Below are 14,309 nucleotides of genomic sequence, written 5' to 3'. Positions count from 1 at the left end.
CTTCTGCTAGTCTGGGAGCCAACCTAACGAGCGTTAGTTTCCCGAGTTGAATCAACTTCCGGAGGACGATATGAAGACGAAAAACGAGTGGATGAGCAGCGTCTACGGACCGGCCACGCAGAAATTTCCCGAGCGCAAGTACAACTTCACCAACCTGTCCGACATGGACCCGGAGCCGATCTACACGGCAGACGACCTGAAAGACTGGGACGCCGAGCGCGACCTGGGCTACCCCGGCGAGTTTCCGTACACGCGCGGCGTGCAGCCCAGCGTGTACCGGGGCAAGCTGTGGACCATGCGGATGTTCGCGGGCTTCGGCAGCGCCGAGCAGACCAACGAGCGCTTCCACGCGCTGTTGAAAGCGGGCCAGACGGGGCTGTCCACCGCCTTTGACCTGCCCACGCTGATGGGCTACGACTCGGATCACCACTTTTCGCGCGGCGAGGTGGGCAAGTGCGGGGTGGCCGTGAGTTCGCTGGCCGACATGGAGATTCTGTTTCAGGGCATTGACCCGGAAACCGTCACCACGTCCATGACCATCAACAGCCCGGCCAACGCCATCTGGGCGATGTACATCGCCAACGCGCAGAAGCAGGGCAAGGACCTGAACCGGATCGGCGGGACCATCCAGAACGATATTCTGAAAGAGTTCATCGCGCAGAAAGAGTTCATCTACCCGCCCGCGCCCAGCGTGAAGCTGGTGATCGACACCTTCGAGTGGGGTCCGCGCATTGTGCCCAAGTGGAACTTCATCTCGGTCAGTGGCTACCACATCCGCGAGGCGGGGGCGACCGGCGTGCAGGAGCTGGCCTTCACCCTGGCCGACGGCTTCCATTACGTGGAAAAGGCGCTGGAGCGTGGGCTGGACATCGACGAGTTCGCGCCGCGCATCAGCTTTTTCTGGGATATTCACAACGATTTCTTCGAGGAAATCGCCAAGCTGCGGGCCGCCCGGCGCATCTGGGCCCGGCAGATGCGCGATCGATACGGCGCGAAGAATCCCAAGTCGTGGATGCTGCGGACGCACTCGCAGACCGCTGGGGTCTCGCTGCCCGCGCAGCAGCCGCTGAACAACATCGCCCGCGTGGCGATTCAGGCGCTGGCCGCGGTGCTGGGCGGCACGCAGAGCCTGCACACCGACGCCTTCGACGAGGCGCTGGCCCTGCCCACCGAGGAGGCGGCCACCATCGCCCTGCGCACCCAGCAGATCATCGCCTACGAGACGGGGGTAGCCGGCGTGGTCGATCCGCTGGCGGGCAGCTACTACGTCGAGAAGCTGACCGACGACATCGAGCGGGCCGCGATGGGCTACATCGAGCAGATCCGCATGATGGGCGGCGTGGAGGAGGGCATCGACAACGGGTTCTTCCAGCTGGAAATGGCCGAGGCCGCCTACCGCTACCAGCGCGAGGTCGAAACCAAAGACCGCATCATCGTGGGCGTCAACGACTTCGTGCAGGACGCCGTGGAAGTGCCGATCCAGCTGATCGACCCCGAAGTCGAGCGCGTGCAGGAAGCGCGGCTGGCGCAGGTGCGGCGCGAGCGCGATCCGGCGCGGGTGGAAAAAGCGCTGGCGGACCTGCGCGACACCGCCGTCACTGGGGCCAACTCCATGCCCGCCTTCCTGGAATGCGCCCACGCCTACGTCACGCTAGGCGAACAGATGGACGTGCTCAAGACCGTGTACGGCGAGTACGTGGAACCCGCCGTGGTTTAAAGTTCGATCTAAAAATGAGCCGTGGGACTGCTTCTGTTCCCACGGCTCATTTTTTCAGCCTTCCAGCCGGATCTGAAGTGTTCGCACTGCGCCCAGCCACGCATCCGCCTCGGCAGTTTCGGCCCACAGGTCCGGCAGTTCGCTGTCCGGGCCAAGCACGCGCTCCACAGCGTCACGCGCGACGTCGCGCAGGGAAAAGAGATCCACAGCGTCCGCCTCCTGCACCCAGGCACGCAACCGGGCGCTGACGATGTTCTGCGTCTCGCCGTCCAGCACGGCGGCCAGAATCTCGGCGGCGGCCAGGGTACGGTGTCCTTCCTCAGCGGCTAAAAAACCGCCATCAGGATCGAGCGTTACATCGAAGGCTTCGGCCAGAGCAAACGCGCCGTCCTGCACCACTTCATCGGCGAAGGCCGCACCCGCCTCGTTTTCAAATGGGCCAGTGCCCCAGATGTCCATGCAGAGAGCTTAACGGGAATAGGCACTGTCGTGATCGGGGTGGATAGAAAGAAGCCGCAGAACGTTCCCCTCGCGCCAGCCCACCAGACGAATTTTCTGGTTGGCACGCAGCGAGTACAGGGTCTGACCGGAGGGCCCGGACAGACTATGAATCTGTTCCCAGTTGAGGCCGGAGTGCGCGTGGACCTCGGCCCAGGTCATGGGTAGCAACCGGCCCAAGGTATTCATGACTGCGTGCCGCTCGACTTTTTCCAGAGCAAACAACATCTGCTGAAAATCTGGATTGTTCAGATCAAGGTGCGGCACTCAGGGCATGCCCTCTGATTTGGCTCGCAACGCGTTCAGATCGCTCTCGTCACTGCCCTCAACTGGATGCTCGTCCGCCCAGCGCATTGCCTTTTGCAACTTCGCCTGGTCTTCAGGCGCATAGAGCCACTGCTCGTTGTCGGGGATGACGCTGGCCGTGCGGATGCGCCAGACACCAGGCTCAGGCTGTTCCACCAGCACGGTACGCCCGGCGAACTGTTTGCCCAATGAAATCTGCCCACTGGCCCCAATCACCTTAATCTCGGTCTTATCGTCCGGTGCCGTCATGCGGAGAAGCTAGCATGATCGCAGGACGCCATTCCGAAATGATTGTCAGCTCGAAACAGGTTCTTCTCCATACCGCCGCTCTACGTACGCTTCCAGCAATTCTTGAAACTCCTCGGCAATGCGCGGGCCTTTCAGGGTGGTCAGCAGTTTGCCGTCCTGGTACACCGGGGCGCGCGGGTCTTCCCCCGTGCCGGGCAGGGAAATCCCGATATTGGCGTGCTTGCTCTCGCCAGGGCCGTTGACGATGCAGCCCATCACGGCCACCTGCATGTCCTCCACCCCCGGATACTTGACCTTCCAGTCGGGCATGGTGTCGCGGATGTAGTCCTGGATCTTCTGCGCCAATTCCTGAAAGAAAATGGACGTGGTGCGCCCGCAGCCGGGGCAACTGGTGACCTGCGGCGCGAACTGGCGGATGCCCAGGCTTTGCAGAATCTGCTGCGCCACCTCCACCTCCAGCTTGCGCGAGGCGCCGGGTTCGGGGGTCAGGGACACGCGGATGGTGTCGCCGATGCCCTCGGTCAGCAGCGGGGCGAGGGCCACCGATGAGGCCACGATGCCTTTCATGCCCATGCCCGCCTCGGTCAGGCCCAGGTGCAGCGGGTAGTCACACTGGGCGGCCAGTTGGCGGTACACCTGCCACAGTTCGGGCGCGCTGGACACCTTGACCGAGATCAGGATCTTGTCGTGGGCCAGCCCCAGCTCCTCGGCGTAGGCGGCACTTTCCAGCGCGGAGACCACCATCGCGTCGATCATCACGTCAGTGCCGGATTTGGGGCTGCCCTTCGCGGCGTTGGCGTCCATCAGCCGCGCAAGCACCTGCTGATCCAGGCTGCCCCAGTTCACGCCGATGCGGACGGGTTTGTCGAACTCTTTGGCCACCTCAATCATGGTGGCGAAGTTGGCGTCGTGGTGCTGCCCGGCCCCCACGTTGCCGGGATTGATGCGGTACTTGGCGAGCAGACGGGCCGTTTCGGGAAACTCGCGCAGCAGGATGTGGCCGTTGTAGTGGAAGTCGCCCACGATGGGCACGCTCAGGCCCACCTCCTCCAGCCGGGCAATCAGTTCGGGCACAGCGGCGGCGGCCTCGCGGGTGTTGACGGTCACGCGCACCAGTTCGCTGCCCGCACGGGCCAGTTGCGCCACCTGAATGGCGGTGGCCTCGGCGTTGGCCGTGTCGGTGTTGGTCATGCTCTGCACGACGACGGGGTGGGCGCTGCCGATTAACACGCCTCCCACGTTGGCGGTGACGGTCTGACGACGGGGGATCATGTGCCCAGTCTACGCGGGGCAGGGCGGTCGGTTCAGGAAGACGGGTTACGGGCAAAGAAGGGGAGCGGTTCTCTGTCATTGGAACAATCACGGCTGAGGGAGTAATGTGAGTAATATTGCTATTCATGGATGGCTGGCACCCGCCGCAGGAGGCGCTCCAGTGGCCGCCCACCATGTTTTCTGGCCTTGCCCTTCTCAACGTTCTTCAAGGAGGAACCCGATGAGCCGTCCAGTTCAAGACCTGCCGCCCCTCCGCCACGCCCAGTTCGGAGTGATCAATTCGTATCTGGTGCCGGAGGCAGACGGCTTCACCCTGATCGACGCGGGGGTGTCGGGTCTGGAGCGGCACGTCCAGGCCGTGGTGAACCGTACTGGCAGAACGCTGCGGCGCGTGGTGATGACGCACACCCACCCGGATCACATTGGCAGCGTGGACGCGCTGAAAGAGGCATTCCCTGATCTGGAAGTCCTGGTGGGCGCGGGCGACGCCGAACAGATGGCCCGTCACGGCGTCCGCGCCACGCCTGCGAGGTTATTGCGCGGCGGCGACAGCATAGGCAGCCTGCGCGTGCTGGACACGCCCGGACACTCGCCGGGGCATCTGGCCTTCTTCGACGAGCGTGACGGCACGCTGTACGCGGGCGACACTTTCGTGGGCATTCCGAGCCTGCGGGTGGCCAGCGTCGTGAACGCACTGTTTCCGCTGCCCTCCATCGGCACGGAGGATCTGGCCCGGACGGTTCGCAGCGCGCGGGAGCTGCTGGATGTTCCCGCGCGTTTTCTGGCCCCTGGACATGGCCGGGTGCTGCGGGAGCCGCTGCCCGCCATGCGCCGCGCCGTGGAACGGGCCGAGAACAATACCCCGCCCCATCCTCTGATGCTTCGGCTGGCCGCCGCGATCAGCCGCCGCTCTGGCATTCCCGCCGAACTGGCGGACGTGGGGCGCTGGCCCACAAAATAGGGCGGAGCGGCGAGTGCGCCTCTCCACCCCGTTCAGCTTTTTTCAGACGCCCAGGTACGCCTTGATGATCTCTGGATCACCCATCAAGTCCTTGCTCGGCCCCTCCTTGACCAGACGGCCCAGCTCCAGCACGTACGTCCGGTCTGTGACCTTCAAGACCTGCCGCACGTTCTGTTCTACCAGCAACACGGTCAATCCCAGTTCGCGCAGGCTGCCGATCACGCGCATCACTTCCGAGACCACCAGCGGGGCCAGGCCCAGCGACGGCTCGTCCATCAGCAGCACTTCGGGTTCGCTCATCAGCGCGCGGCCAATCGCCACCATCTGCTGTTCCCCGCCGGACAGGGCGGCGGCGGGAGAGCGGCGTTTCTCGGTGAGGCGCGGAAAGAAGTCGTAGACCTTTTGCAGGTTCTCGGCGCGGTTTTTCTTGGTGCGCGGCAGGTACGCGCCCATGATCAGGTTTTCCTCGACGGTCATCTGCCCGAACAGTTGGCGGCCCATCGGCACATGCGCCACGCCCATGTCGGTGATGCGGTGCGGCGGCACGGCGTTCAGGTTCTGCCCCCGGTACGTGGCCGTGCCCGCCCGCGCCCTCAGCATCCCCGACAGCACGCGCAAAATGGTGCTTTTGCCGCTGCCGTTGCCGCCCACCAGCCCGACGAGTTCGCCCTTGTCCACGTGCAGCGACACGCCGAACACCACCTGCACCTGTCCGTAAGCCACTTCCAGGGTATCGGCCTCCAGCACGCGTTCATGGGGGTGGATGGTGGATGGTGGATGGTTGATGGAGGGGAGCGGCCCTCCTCTATTTCCATCCACCATCCACCGGCTTCCATCAACATCATTCATTGTCGTCCCCCAGATACGCCCGGATCACGTCCGGGTGCGCGGCCACCGCGTGCGGATCGCCCTCGGCCAGCAGTTCGCCGAAGGCCATGCAGATCACGTGATCCGACAGGCTCATGATCACGTGCATGATGTGTTCCACCATCACGATGGCGAGGCCGGACTGCGCCAGGGTGCGGATCAGCGCCACCATCTCCTGCTGTCCCGGCGGGTTCAGGCCCGCGATGCTCTCGTCCAGAAACAGGACTTTCGGCTCCAGCGCCAGCACCTTCGCCAGTTCCAGGCGGCGGCGGCGGGCGAGGTTCAGTTGCGAGGCGGGCTGCGTGGCGCGGTCTGCCAGCCCCACCCGCTCCAGCACCCCGTAGGCATGATCCTCAGCCTTGCCCCCCCGGTACTTCAGAAACGCCGCCACCAACACATTTTCCAGGACGCTCAGGTCTTCAAAAGGGCGTTCCACCTGAAAGGTGCGGGCCATGCCCAGTTTGGCGCGGGCCTGCGGCGGCATGGCGGTGATGTCACGCCCGTTGTAGGTGACGCGCCCGCTGCTGGGCGTCACGAAGCCGGTCAGCGCGTTGAAGAGGGTGGTCTTCCCCGCCCCGTTCGGCCCGATCAGCCCCAGAATCTCGCCGGGGCGCACTGCCAGCGAGATGTCCTTCACGGCCACCACGCCGCCGAAACGCACGGTGATGTTCTCGGCCTTCAAAATCGGCGGGCCGGAGGGGGCGTGAACCGGCTGATCTGCGAGCTTCGCCAGAGACGGTGCCGTCATCTGGCCGTCCCCAGCTTGCTGCCTGCCCTCTGAAACAGGCCCATGATGCCGTTGGGCGCGAACAGCGTCACCAGCAGGATCAGCACGCCGTAGATCAGCAGGTTGGCGCTGCTGAACACGTTGCGGAAGACCTCGCCGAAGATGCTCAGCACCAGCGCCCCGATCAGCGGCCCCTGGATGGTGGTGCGCCCGCCGATGATCGCCAGCAGCGCGATCTGAATGCTCAGCGGCAGTTCCAGAATGGTGTGCGGCTCGAAGGCTTGCAGGTACAGCGCGTACAGGCTGCCGCCCAGCGCCATCAGCGCGGCGCTGAGCATGAACGCCAGCAGCTTCATGCGCGCCGGGTCTATCCCGAGCGCCCGCGCCCCGTCCTCATCCTCGCGCACCGCCTGAAGCGCGTAGCCCATGCGGGAACGGCGAATAAAATGTGTGATCACCAGCGTCAGCACCACGAAGGCGAAGGCCAGCCAGTACTCCACGTTGCGGTCAAACAGATCCAGGCCGAACGGACGCGGGAGATCGGGCATGAACAGCCCCTCCGCGCCGCCCGTCCAGTTGGAATTGATGGCGATCAGGCGAATGACCAGCGCCACCGCGATGGTGGACAGCGCGAAATACGATCCCTGGAGTCGGAAGGTCAGCCAGCCCCACACCGCCGCCACCGCCACGGCGATCACCATGCCCACCAGCGCCCCCCACCACGGCGCCAGCGGCGAGGACAGGAAGGGCGGCAACCGCTCCGGCGTCGCCAGCAGCGTCATGGCGTACGCCCCGATGCCCAGCAGCGCGGCGTGGCCCAGGCTGGTCTGCCCCGCCCAACCGCCCAGAATGTTCCAGCTCATGGCAAAGCCCGCGAACAGCAGCGTGGAAATGCCAAAGTTCAGGGTTTTGCCGAAGACGAACGGGTAGATGAACAGAATGGCGACGAGAATGACACTCAGCCACACGTTGCCGAAGGTGAGGGCGCGGGGGCGGGAGGTGGTTGTGGGGGTCACGGCCGTCATACCCGCTTCACCGTCTTCCCGAACAACCCTTCAGGCCGCAGCAGCAGCACCAGCAGGAACACGATCAGGCCGTAGGCGTCGCGGTAGTTGTTGCTGATGTAAAAGGCGCCCATCGACTCGATCACGCCCAGCACCAGTCCGCCCACCACCGCGCCCGGCAGGTTGCCCAGGCCGCCCAGCACCGTCACGATGAATGCCTTGGTCACGTAGTTCTCGCCCACGGTGGGAAAGGTGTACAGCAGCGGCATCAGCAGCACGCCCGCGATGGCCGCGAACGAGACGCCCAGGCCGAACACGATGGCCTGAATGTTGGCGGTCTTGACGCCCTGCAACTCCGCGCCCAGGGGATTTTGCGCCGTGGCACGGATGGCGCGGCCCAGCTCCGTGCGGTACAGCACCAGATTCAGCGCGGAAATCGCCAGCACCGTGCCAATCCCGGCGATCAGCAATGAAACGCTGACCTGCACGCCCCCGAACTTGAAGGTGTTGATGGCATACGGCACGTTGATGCTCTGCGGCTGCGCGCCGAAGCCCAGCAGCAGCGTGTTGCTGATGATCAGTCCCAGCCCCAGCGTGGCGAGCAGGCTGCCCTCGCCCAGCCGGTCACCCAGCCGCGCCAGCACGAAGCGCTGGATCACGTAGCCCAGGCCGAAGCCCAGCGGCGCGGCCACCAGCAGGCTCAGGTACGGATCGAGGTTGAAGGCCTTGAACAGCGCCAGCGTGATGAACATGCCAATCGCCAGAAAGTCGCCGTGCGCGAAGTTGATGATCTTCATGACGCCGAAGATCAGGCTCAGGCCGGTGCCGATCAGGGCGTACAGCCCCCCGGTCAGCAGGCCCTGCACCAGGGTTTGAAAAAACGCCGTGACGGCGACTCCATCCATGTGTGACTCCTTGTTGGTCTGGTGCGCGGTGCGCGGGACGCAGGACGCGGTGAACAGCTTTTTCCGCGTCCCGCGCACCGCATCCCGCCTACTTCTTAGGCAGGATGACCTTGCCCGTCGCCGCGCTGGCCGGCCCGATGGTCACGAATTTGCCGCCCTGCACCTGCGTGATCAGGCCCACGACGCTGTTCTGGTTCTGGTAGCCCGCGTAGTCGCGGAAGGTGACGGGACCGAAGGCGGTATTCAATTTGGTGCTTTCCAGGGCTGCCCGCACCTTCTCGGGATCGGTGCCGCCGCGCTTGATGGCGTCGGCGGCGGCCAGCACCGCCGCGTAACTCTGGGCGGCGTGCTGAGAGGGTTCCTCGCCGCCCAGCGCGGTTTTCAGGCGGGTGTACAGGCTGCCCGCGCCGGGATACTTCACGTCGGCGTTCCAGACCATCGTGACCAGGAAGTTCTCGGCGGTGCTGCCCGCGCCCTTCAGGAAGTCGGGCAGGGCAAAGCCGGTGGCAATGCCGGCAATCACCCTGGGCGCCAGCCCGGTCTCTTTGACCTGCTTGGCGAGGGCCACCGCGTCTTCTTCGTAGCTGGCGAAGATCACCACGTCGGGATTCTGGCCCTTGTAGCGGTTCAGCAGCGGGCGGAAGTCGGTCAGGCCCTTGTCGTAGGTGTCCTTGCTCAGCACGGTGAAGCCGGCGGCGGGCAGCAACTTGCCAGCGTCGGTCAGCACGCTCTTGCCGAAAGCGTCGTTGCTGGTCAGCACCACCGCCGTCTTCATCCCGCCTATCTTTTTCAGCTCGTTGATCAGGCTGCGGGTGTAGACGCTGCTCTGGTTGTTGACCCGGAAGGTGTACGGGTTGCCCGGCTTGGTGATGGTTTCGTCAATGGCCGTGGCGACCAGCAGCGGCACCTTGACCCGCGCCATGTACTGCGACAGCGGCTTGGTGACCCCGCTGCTGTACGCGCCGATGACCACCGGCACCTTCGCATTGACCAGTTTTTCGGCGGCGTTCAGCGCCTTGTTGGTGTCGCTGGCATCGTCTTCCAGCAGCAGTTCAAGTTTCTGCCCGTTCACGCCACCCTTGGCGTTGAGTTCGTCAATGGCCACCTTGAAGCCCGCCTGCTGCATGGCCCCGAAGGTGGCAAAGCGCCCCGACAGGCTGGTGACGGCCCCGATCTTGATGGTGCTCTGCGCGGAGGCCAGCGAGAAGGAGAGGAGAGCTAAAGCGGTCAGGGTCTGGATGGGGCGCATGCGGTTCCTCCTGAAAGAGCGGCGGGGGCGCCTGGAAAACGCGCGGTTCTCCACCACGCCCCACCGCCGGTTGACCTTATTTGCGCTCGAAGGTCAAGGCGCGCGGGATGACCGACTTGGGATACACCGGCACGAACGCGCCCTTCTGCACCTGCTGCGCCACCATTTCCAGCGGGTTCTGGTTCTTGAAGCCGTCGTAGTCCTTGAACTGGATCGGGCCGAAGGCGGTCTGAAGGTTGACCGTGCCCAGCGCGGCTCTCACCTTCTCGCGGTCAGTGCTGCCCGCCTTGTTGATGGCGGCGGCGGCGGTCAGCACGCCCGCGTAGGCCTGCGCCGCGTGGTAGCTGGGGTCTTCCCCGCCCAGCGCCTTCTTGAGATCCACGTTCAGCTTCTGCGTTCCGGCGTAGCGCAGCTGCGGAATCCAGGCGGTGGCGGTCACGACGTTCTCGGCGGCGGCGCCACTGTCCTTGATGAAATCGGGCAGCGCGAACCCGGCGGCGCCCCCGGCGAACAGGCGCGGTTTGACGCCCACCTCGCGGGCCTGCCGCATCAGGGCCACGCTGTCCTCGGCGTAGCTGACCATCAGGATGCCGTCGGGGTTCTTGGCTTTAATGCGGTTCAGCACCGGGCGGAAATCGGTCAGGCCCTTGTCGTAGCGCTGGTCTTCCACCACCGTGATGCCGTATTCCTTGGCGATACGGTTGGCGGCGTCGGCCACGCTCTTCTCGAACGACCCTGTTCCGGCGATGATCGCCATGCTCTTGAACTTGTTGGCCTTGAACAGATCCAGGATGACCTGGGCGTAGGCGCTGGCCGGCTGGTTCAGGCGGAAGATGTAGTCGCTGCCCGGCTTGGTGATGTCGTCGCCGCTGGAGGTGATCACCAGATTGGGCACCTTCTGGCGGGCCAGGTACTGCGCCTGCGCCTTGACCAGGCTGGAGGAATACTCGTTGAGCACCAGCGGCACGCCCGCGTTGACCAGCCGCTCGGCAGCCGCCAGCCCCTTGTTCACGTCGCTGGCGTTGTCCTCGATGATCAGTTCCAGCTTCTTGCCCAGCACGCCGCCCTTTTTGTTGACCTCGGCGACGCCCACCTTGAACCCCGCCAGCTGCATCTTGCCGAACTCGGCGAAACGCCCGGTCACCGAGGTGATCGCGCCCACCTTGATGGTGTCCTGCGCGCTGGCGGCCGTCGCCAGGGTGAGGGCGAGGGTAAAGAGGGCGGTCTTTCTAGTGAATGTACGCATGTTGATCTCCTTGTGAGGCCGGATGTCGGCCGTGGGGGTCAGGGCTTGGGGCTGTGTCGGTTTCGCACGCTCTGGGACACGCGGCTCAGGTGTTCGCGCATGGCGTTCTCGGCGGCGGGGCCGTCGCGCTGGCGCAGGGCACGCTCGATGGTGCGGTGCTCCTCGTGGCTCTGGCGTAGATGCCACGGCTCGCCCACCATCAGCGGCCGGGCCAGCCGCATCTCGCGGGCCAGCATGGCCGCATGGCGGGCCAGCCGGGCGTTGCCGCAGGTCTGGGTCACGATCTCGTGAAAGCGCAGATCCAGCTCGCGGAAGCTGCTGGCGTCGCCCACCGCCGCCGCGCCCTGGGCGTCCAGCACGCCGCGCAGCGCCGCCAGATCGCTGCCGCTCATGCGTTCGGCGGCGCTGCGGGCGGCCACGCTTTCCAGCGCGATCCGCAGCTCGTACAGTTCCAGCACATCGCTCAGCTCCAGCCGCGCCACCTCCACGCCCCGGCGCGACTGCTCCACCGCCAGTCCCTCGCCCACCAGCAGCAGCACCGCCTCACGCACCGGCGAACGGCTGACGCCCAGCTGGCGGGCAAGTTCCGGCACGCTCAGGCGTGACCCTGGGGCGAGTTCCCCGGCCAGAATGGCGGAACGCAGCTGGTCACGCACCACGTCCACGACACGGGCGCTGGCAATCGGTTGCAACAGAGGAAAGCCTCCTTTCAGCCGTCAGGTCTGCCCCGCGAACGACTGCCACATGAAGAGTTTTTGAACACCGAGAGTGTTACATGTAGAAAGCTGGATTGCAAGCGTGGCGGCAGGCTTGACCTGTGGGCCGCCGCCGGGCAGACTGTCGGGCAGCAGGTTTTCAATCCACAGGCAACGCTTGCCCGCCGCGCGGCACGACCTCTTCCCCAGATTCGGGAAAGGCCGTGCCGCGCGACATTTTCGGAGGATCTATGACGCTGGACGCCCACCACGACCACACTCCTGCCTACACCGAACGCCTGGGCACCCCCACAGGCCAGAGCGTCCGCGTGCGCCTGCGAACCACCCTGCCCGTCGAGTCCGTGGGCCTGCGCTTCGTGCGCGTGGGCGAGATCGAGCTGGCCGAGGCGCACGAGATTCCAGGGCTGGCAGGTGACTCGCAGAGCGGCCAGGTAGAGGGCCGCTGGTTCGAGGCCACGCTGCCCATCCACGACGCGCGGGTGCGCTACGCGTGGCAGCTGAACCTGCCGGACGACCACCTGAACCTGACCGCGCTGGGCCTGCACCACACCCGCCGGGGCTTTCGCAACTGGTTTCAGTACCTGGCCGGGTACGTGGCCCCCGAATGGGCCTGGAAGTGCGTCTTCTACCAGATTTTCCCCGACCGCTTCCGCAACGGCGATCCGGGCAACGACGTGCAAACGGGCGAATACATCTACGCGGGCCGCGTGGTGGAGCACGTGCCGTGGGACAGGGCGGTGGACGCCTGGGGAGATATCCACGGGCATTACGGCGGCGACTTGAATGGGATTACGCAGGCCCTTCCCTACCTGACCGATCTGGGCGTCAACGCACTGTGGCTCACGCCGATCTTCGTCTCGCCCAGCAACCACCGCTACGACATCACCGATTACCGCCACGTCGACCCGCACTTGGGCGGCGACGCGGCCTGGGACGAACTGGCGCAGCAGGCTGATGAGGCAGGCGTCCGCATCGTGCTGGACGGCGTGTTTAATCACATGGGCAACGAGAACGCACTGTTTCAGGCGGCGCTGGCCGACGAGACCTCACCGCAGCGCACCCTCTTCAGCTGGCGCGACGAGCCGGGCAAACCGCCCTACCACGCGTTTTTCGACGTGCCGACACTGCCCAAGATCGACTACCGCAACGATTACGCGGCGCAGGAATTCCTGAACGGCGAACAGAGCGTGGTGCGCCACTGGTTGCGGCGCGGGGCCTCCGGCTGGCGGCTGGACGTGGCGCACATGATCGGCGCGGGCGGCACCGACGAGGACAACCTGCCGCTGCACCGCGCCCTGAAACGCGCCGCCCGCGAGGAACGCCCCGACGCCTACGTCTTCGGCGAACGCTTCTACGACCCCGAACACGCGCTGGACGGCACCGGCGAGGACGCCAGCATGAACTACCATGGCTTCGGCCTGCCGGTGGTGCAGTGGATTGCGGGCGCGACGTATTACGGCGAACCCAGCCGCCTGGACGGCACCGAACTGACCGAGATCCTGTGGGACGCCTACCACGCGCTGCCGCCACAGGTGGCGCTGAGCATGTTCAACCTGCTCGAATCCCACGACATCGGGCGGGCGATGTTCCGCGTCGGCAATGACCGCACCAAATTCCTGGCCGCCTACACGCTGCTGATGGGCTACGCGGGCGTGCCGTGTACGTATTACGGTTCAGAGGTGGGCGTCACCCAGAGCCGCCCCGGCAACATGCCGTGGTGCCGCGAGCCGATGCCGTGGGACGAGGCGAAGTGGGACACCGAACTGCGTGAGAGGGTGCGGGCGCTGATCCACCTGCGCCGCCAGACCCACGTCCTGCAGGAGGGTTCGCTGCGCTTCCTGCACGCAGAGGCCGACGCCATCGCCTTTCTGCGCGAGTACACATATAGAGATGGACGGACGGAGCGGGCCGTGGTGATCGCCAGCCGCCGGGGCGAGGCGCATCCAGTCCGCCTGACCCTGCCGGTGGGCGAGTGGCGGGACGGCCTGAGCGGCGAACCGCTGCAAGGCGGTGAGGTCACGCTGAACGCGGCGGGCGGGCGGATTCTGCTTCAGGGCTGAGGCGCTCTAGCCAGCGCTGCGCCTCGCGCGGGGAGCGCAGCCGGATCAGGGTCAGGTGCGGGTATTCGACGGCCTGCTCCGGCAACTCCCGCCGCCGGCGCCAGTGCGTCCTGAACAGCCAGCGCAGCGGCGCGTCGGCCTGCACCGCCCCCCGCCACGTTTCGCGGTTGCCGTTCCACAGTTCCTGCCTGCCGACGACGCGCCGCAGCGTGCGCGTCAGCACCCGCCAGAACACCACCTGTGCGGGGTAGTCCAGCCACACCAGCGTATCGGCCCGCGCCCAGCCGATGTCGCGCGCCTTGCTGTAATTGCCGTCCATCACCCAGCCGGGCTGCGCGGTCAAGGTGTCCACCGCCGCGCGGAACTGGGGCAGCGGCGCCTCCTGCCAGCCGGCCAGGTGGTTCCAGGCGTCCTGCTCGCCGTGCGGCAGCCTCAGCCTGCACGCGATGGCCCGCGCCAGGGTGGTTTTGCCGCTGCCGGTGGTGCCGATCACGATGATTCGCCGCATGGCTTCCCATTTCGCTCAGAATCC

General features: G+C 65.6%; 15 protein-coding genes. 3 read left to right on the top strand and 12 right to left on the bottom strand.

Annotated features, from left to right (window positions below; all coding sequences use genetic code 11):
* Positions 1-70 precede the first annotated feature (70 nt).
* The gene (locus FHR04_RS09885) at positions 71-1,717 is read left to right on the top strand and encodes a methylmalonyl-CoA mutase family protein (protein ID WP_139402854.1); all 1,647 of its coding nucleotides are present in this window, start codon (positions 71-73) and stop codon (positions 1,715-1,717) included.
* A 54-nt stretch (positions 1,718-1,771) separates the two neighbouring features.
* On the opposite strand, the gene FHR04_RS09880 is transcribed toward FHR04_RS09885, so the two are convergent.
* Genes FHR04_RS09880 through ispG form a run of 4 tightly spaced genes read right to left on the bottom strand, consistent with a single transcriptional unit; the run spans position 1,772 to position 4,042 of the window.
* On the bottom strand, positions 1,772-2,176 hold the full coding sequence (locus FHR04_RS09880) for a DUF4259 domain-containing protein (RefSeq protein WP_139402852.1): 405 nt from the start codon (positions 2,174-2,176) through the stop codon (positions 1,772-1,774).
* 9 nt (positions 2,177-2,185) lie between these two features.
* Complete coding sequence (locus FHR04_RS09875; RefSeq protein WP_211344185.1) at positions 2,186-2,482, bottom strand: hypothetical protein; 297 nt, start codon at positions 2,480-2,482, stop codon at positions 2,186-2,188.
* Positions 2,483-2,770 carry a hypothetical protein gene (locus FHR04_RS09870; RefSeq protein WP_039684376.1) on the bottom strand — a complete coding sequence of 96 codons (288 nt, stop codon included), beginning with the start codon at positions 2,768-2,770 and terminating at the stop codon, positions 2,483-2,485. It lies immediately after the preceding gene.
* A gap of 45 nt (positions 2,771-2,815) precedes the next feature.
* Entirely contained in the window at positions 2,816-4,042 is a 1,227-nt protein-coding gene (gene ispG, locus FHR04_RS09865) for a flavodoxin-dependent (E)-4-hydroxy-3-methylbut-2-enyl-diphosphate synthase (RefSeq protein WP_170213912.1), read from the bottom strand.
* A 220-nt stretch (positions 4,043-4,262) separates the two neighbouring features.
* Here ispG and FHR04_RS09860 point away from each other — a divergent pair, with 220 nt between their 5' ends.
* Positions 4,263-5,003 (top strand): MBL fold metallo-hydrolase, encoded by a 741-nt coding sequence (locus FHR04_RS09860; protein ID WP_139402850.1) that lies wholly within the window; start codon positions 4,263-4,265, stop codon positions 5,001-5,003.
* A 42-nt stretch (positions 5,004-5,045) separates the two neighbouring features.
* Here FHR04_RS09860 and FHR04_RS09855 read toward each other — a convergent pair whose 3' ends face one another.
* From FHR04_RS09855 to FHR04_RS09825, 7 genes are all read right to left on the bottom strand, one after another.
* Entirely contained in the window at positions 5,046-5,852 is an 807-nt protein-coding gene (locus FHR04_RS09855) for an ABC transporter ATP-binding protein (RefSeq protein WP_249039065.1), read from the bottom strand.
* Positions 5,845-6,618, bottom strand: coding sequence for an ABC transporter ATP-binding protein (locus FHR04_RS09850; protein ID WP_139402848.1), 774 nt, complete (start codon positions 6,616-6,618; stop codon positions 5,845-5,847). Before FHR04_RS09850 ends, FHR04_RS09855 begins: the two co-directional genes overlap by 8 nt.
* Entirely contained in the window at positions 6,615-7,622 is a 1,008-nt protein-coding gene (locus FHR04_RS09845; RefSeq protein WP_139402846.1) for a branched-chain amino acid ABC transporter permease, read from the bottom strand. Before FHR04_RS09845 ends, FHR04_RS09850 begins: the two co-directional genes overlap by 4 nt.
* Positions 7,619-8,506, bottom strand: coding sequence for a branched-chain amino acid ABC transporter permease (locus FHR04_RS09840; RefSeq protein ID WP_039687148.1), 888 nt, complete (start codon positions 8,504-8,506; stop codon positions 7,619-7,621). Before FHR04_RS09840 ends, FHR04_RS09845 begins: the two co-directional genes overlap by 4 nt.
* An 88-nt stretch (positions 8,507-8,594) precedes the next feature.
* Positions 8,595-9,755, bottom strand: a complete 1,161-nt coding sequence (locus tag FHR04_RS09835; protein WP_139402844.1) for an ABC transporter substrate-binding protein — start codon at positions 9,753-9,755, stop codon at positions 8,595-8,597.
* A gap of 76 nt (positions 9,756-9,831) precedes the next feature.
* Complete coding sequence (locus tag FHR04_RS09830; protein WP_139402842.1) at positions 9,832-11,001, bottom strand: ABC transporter substrate-binding protein; 1,170 nt, start codon at positions 10,999-11,001, stop codon at positions 9,832-9,834.
* 38 nt (positions 11,002-11,039) lie between these two features.
* On the bottom strand, positions 11,040-11,693 hold the full coding sequence (locus FHR04_RS09825; RefSeq protein WP_249039064.1) for a GntR family transcriptional regulator: 654 nt from the start codon (positions 11,691-11,693) through the stop codon (positions 11,040-11,042).
* A 254-nt stretch (positions 11,694-11,947) separates the two neighbouring features.
* Between FHR04_RS09825 and FHR04_RS09820 the strand changes: the two genes are divergently transcribed.
* Positions 11,948-13,777 carry an alpha-amylase family glycosyl hydrolase gene (locus FHR04_RS09820; protein ID WP_139402838.1) on the top strand — a complete coding sequence of 610 codons (1,830 nt, stop codon included), beginning with the start codon at positions 11,948-11,950 and terminating at the stop codon, positions 13,775-13,777.
* Here the strand turns inward: FHR04_RS09820 and FHR04_RS09815 are convergent.
* A complete protein-coding gene (locus FHR04_RS09815; protein ID WP_139402837.1) occupies positions 13,734-14,285 on the bottom strand; it encodes a P-loop NTPase family protein in 552 nt (183 codons plus the stop codon). The genes FHR04_RS09820 and FHR04_RS09815 overlap by 44 nt on opposite strands.
* Between the last annotated feature and the right edge of the window lie 24 nt (positions 14,286-14,309).

The sequence above is a fragment of the Deinococcus radiopugnans ATCC 19172 genome, from assembly GCF_006335125.1.
GTDB classification, from domain to species: Bacteria; Deinococcota; Deinococci; order Deinococcales; family Deinococcaceae; genus Deinococcus; species Deinococcus radiopugnans.
This window is presented reverse-complemented; position numbering and strand designations above follow the sequence as displayed.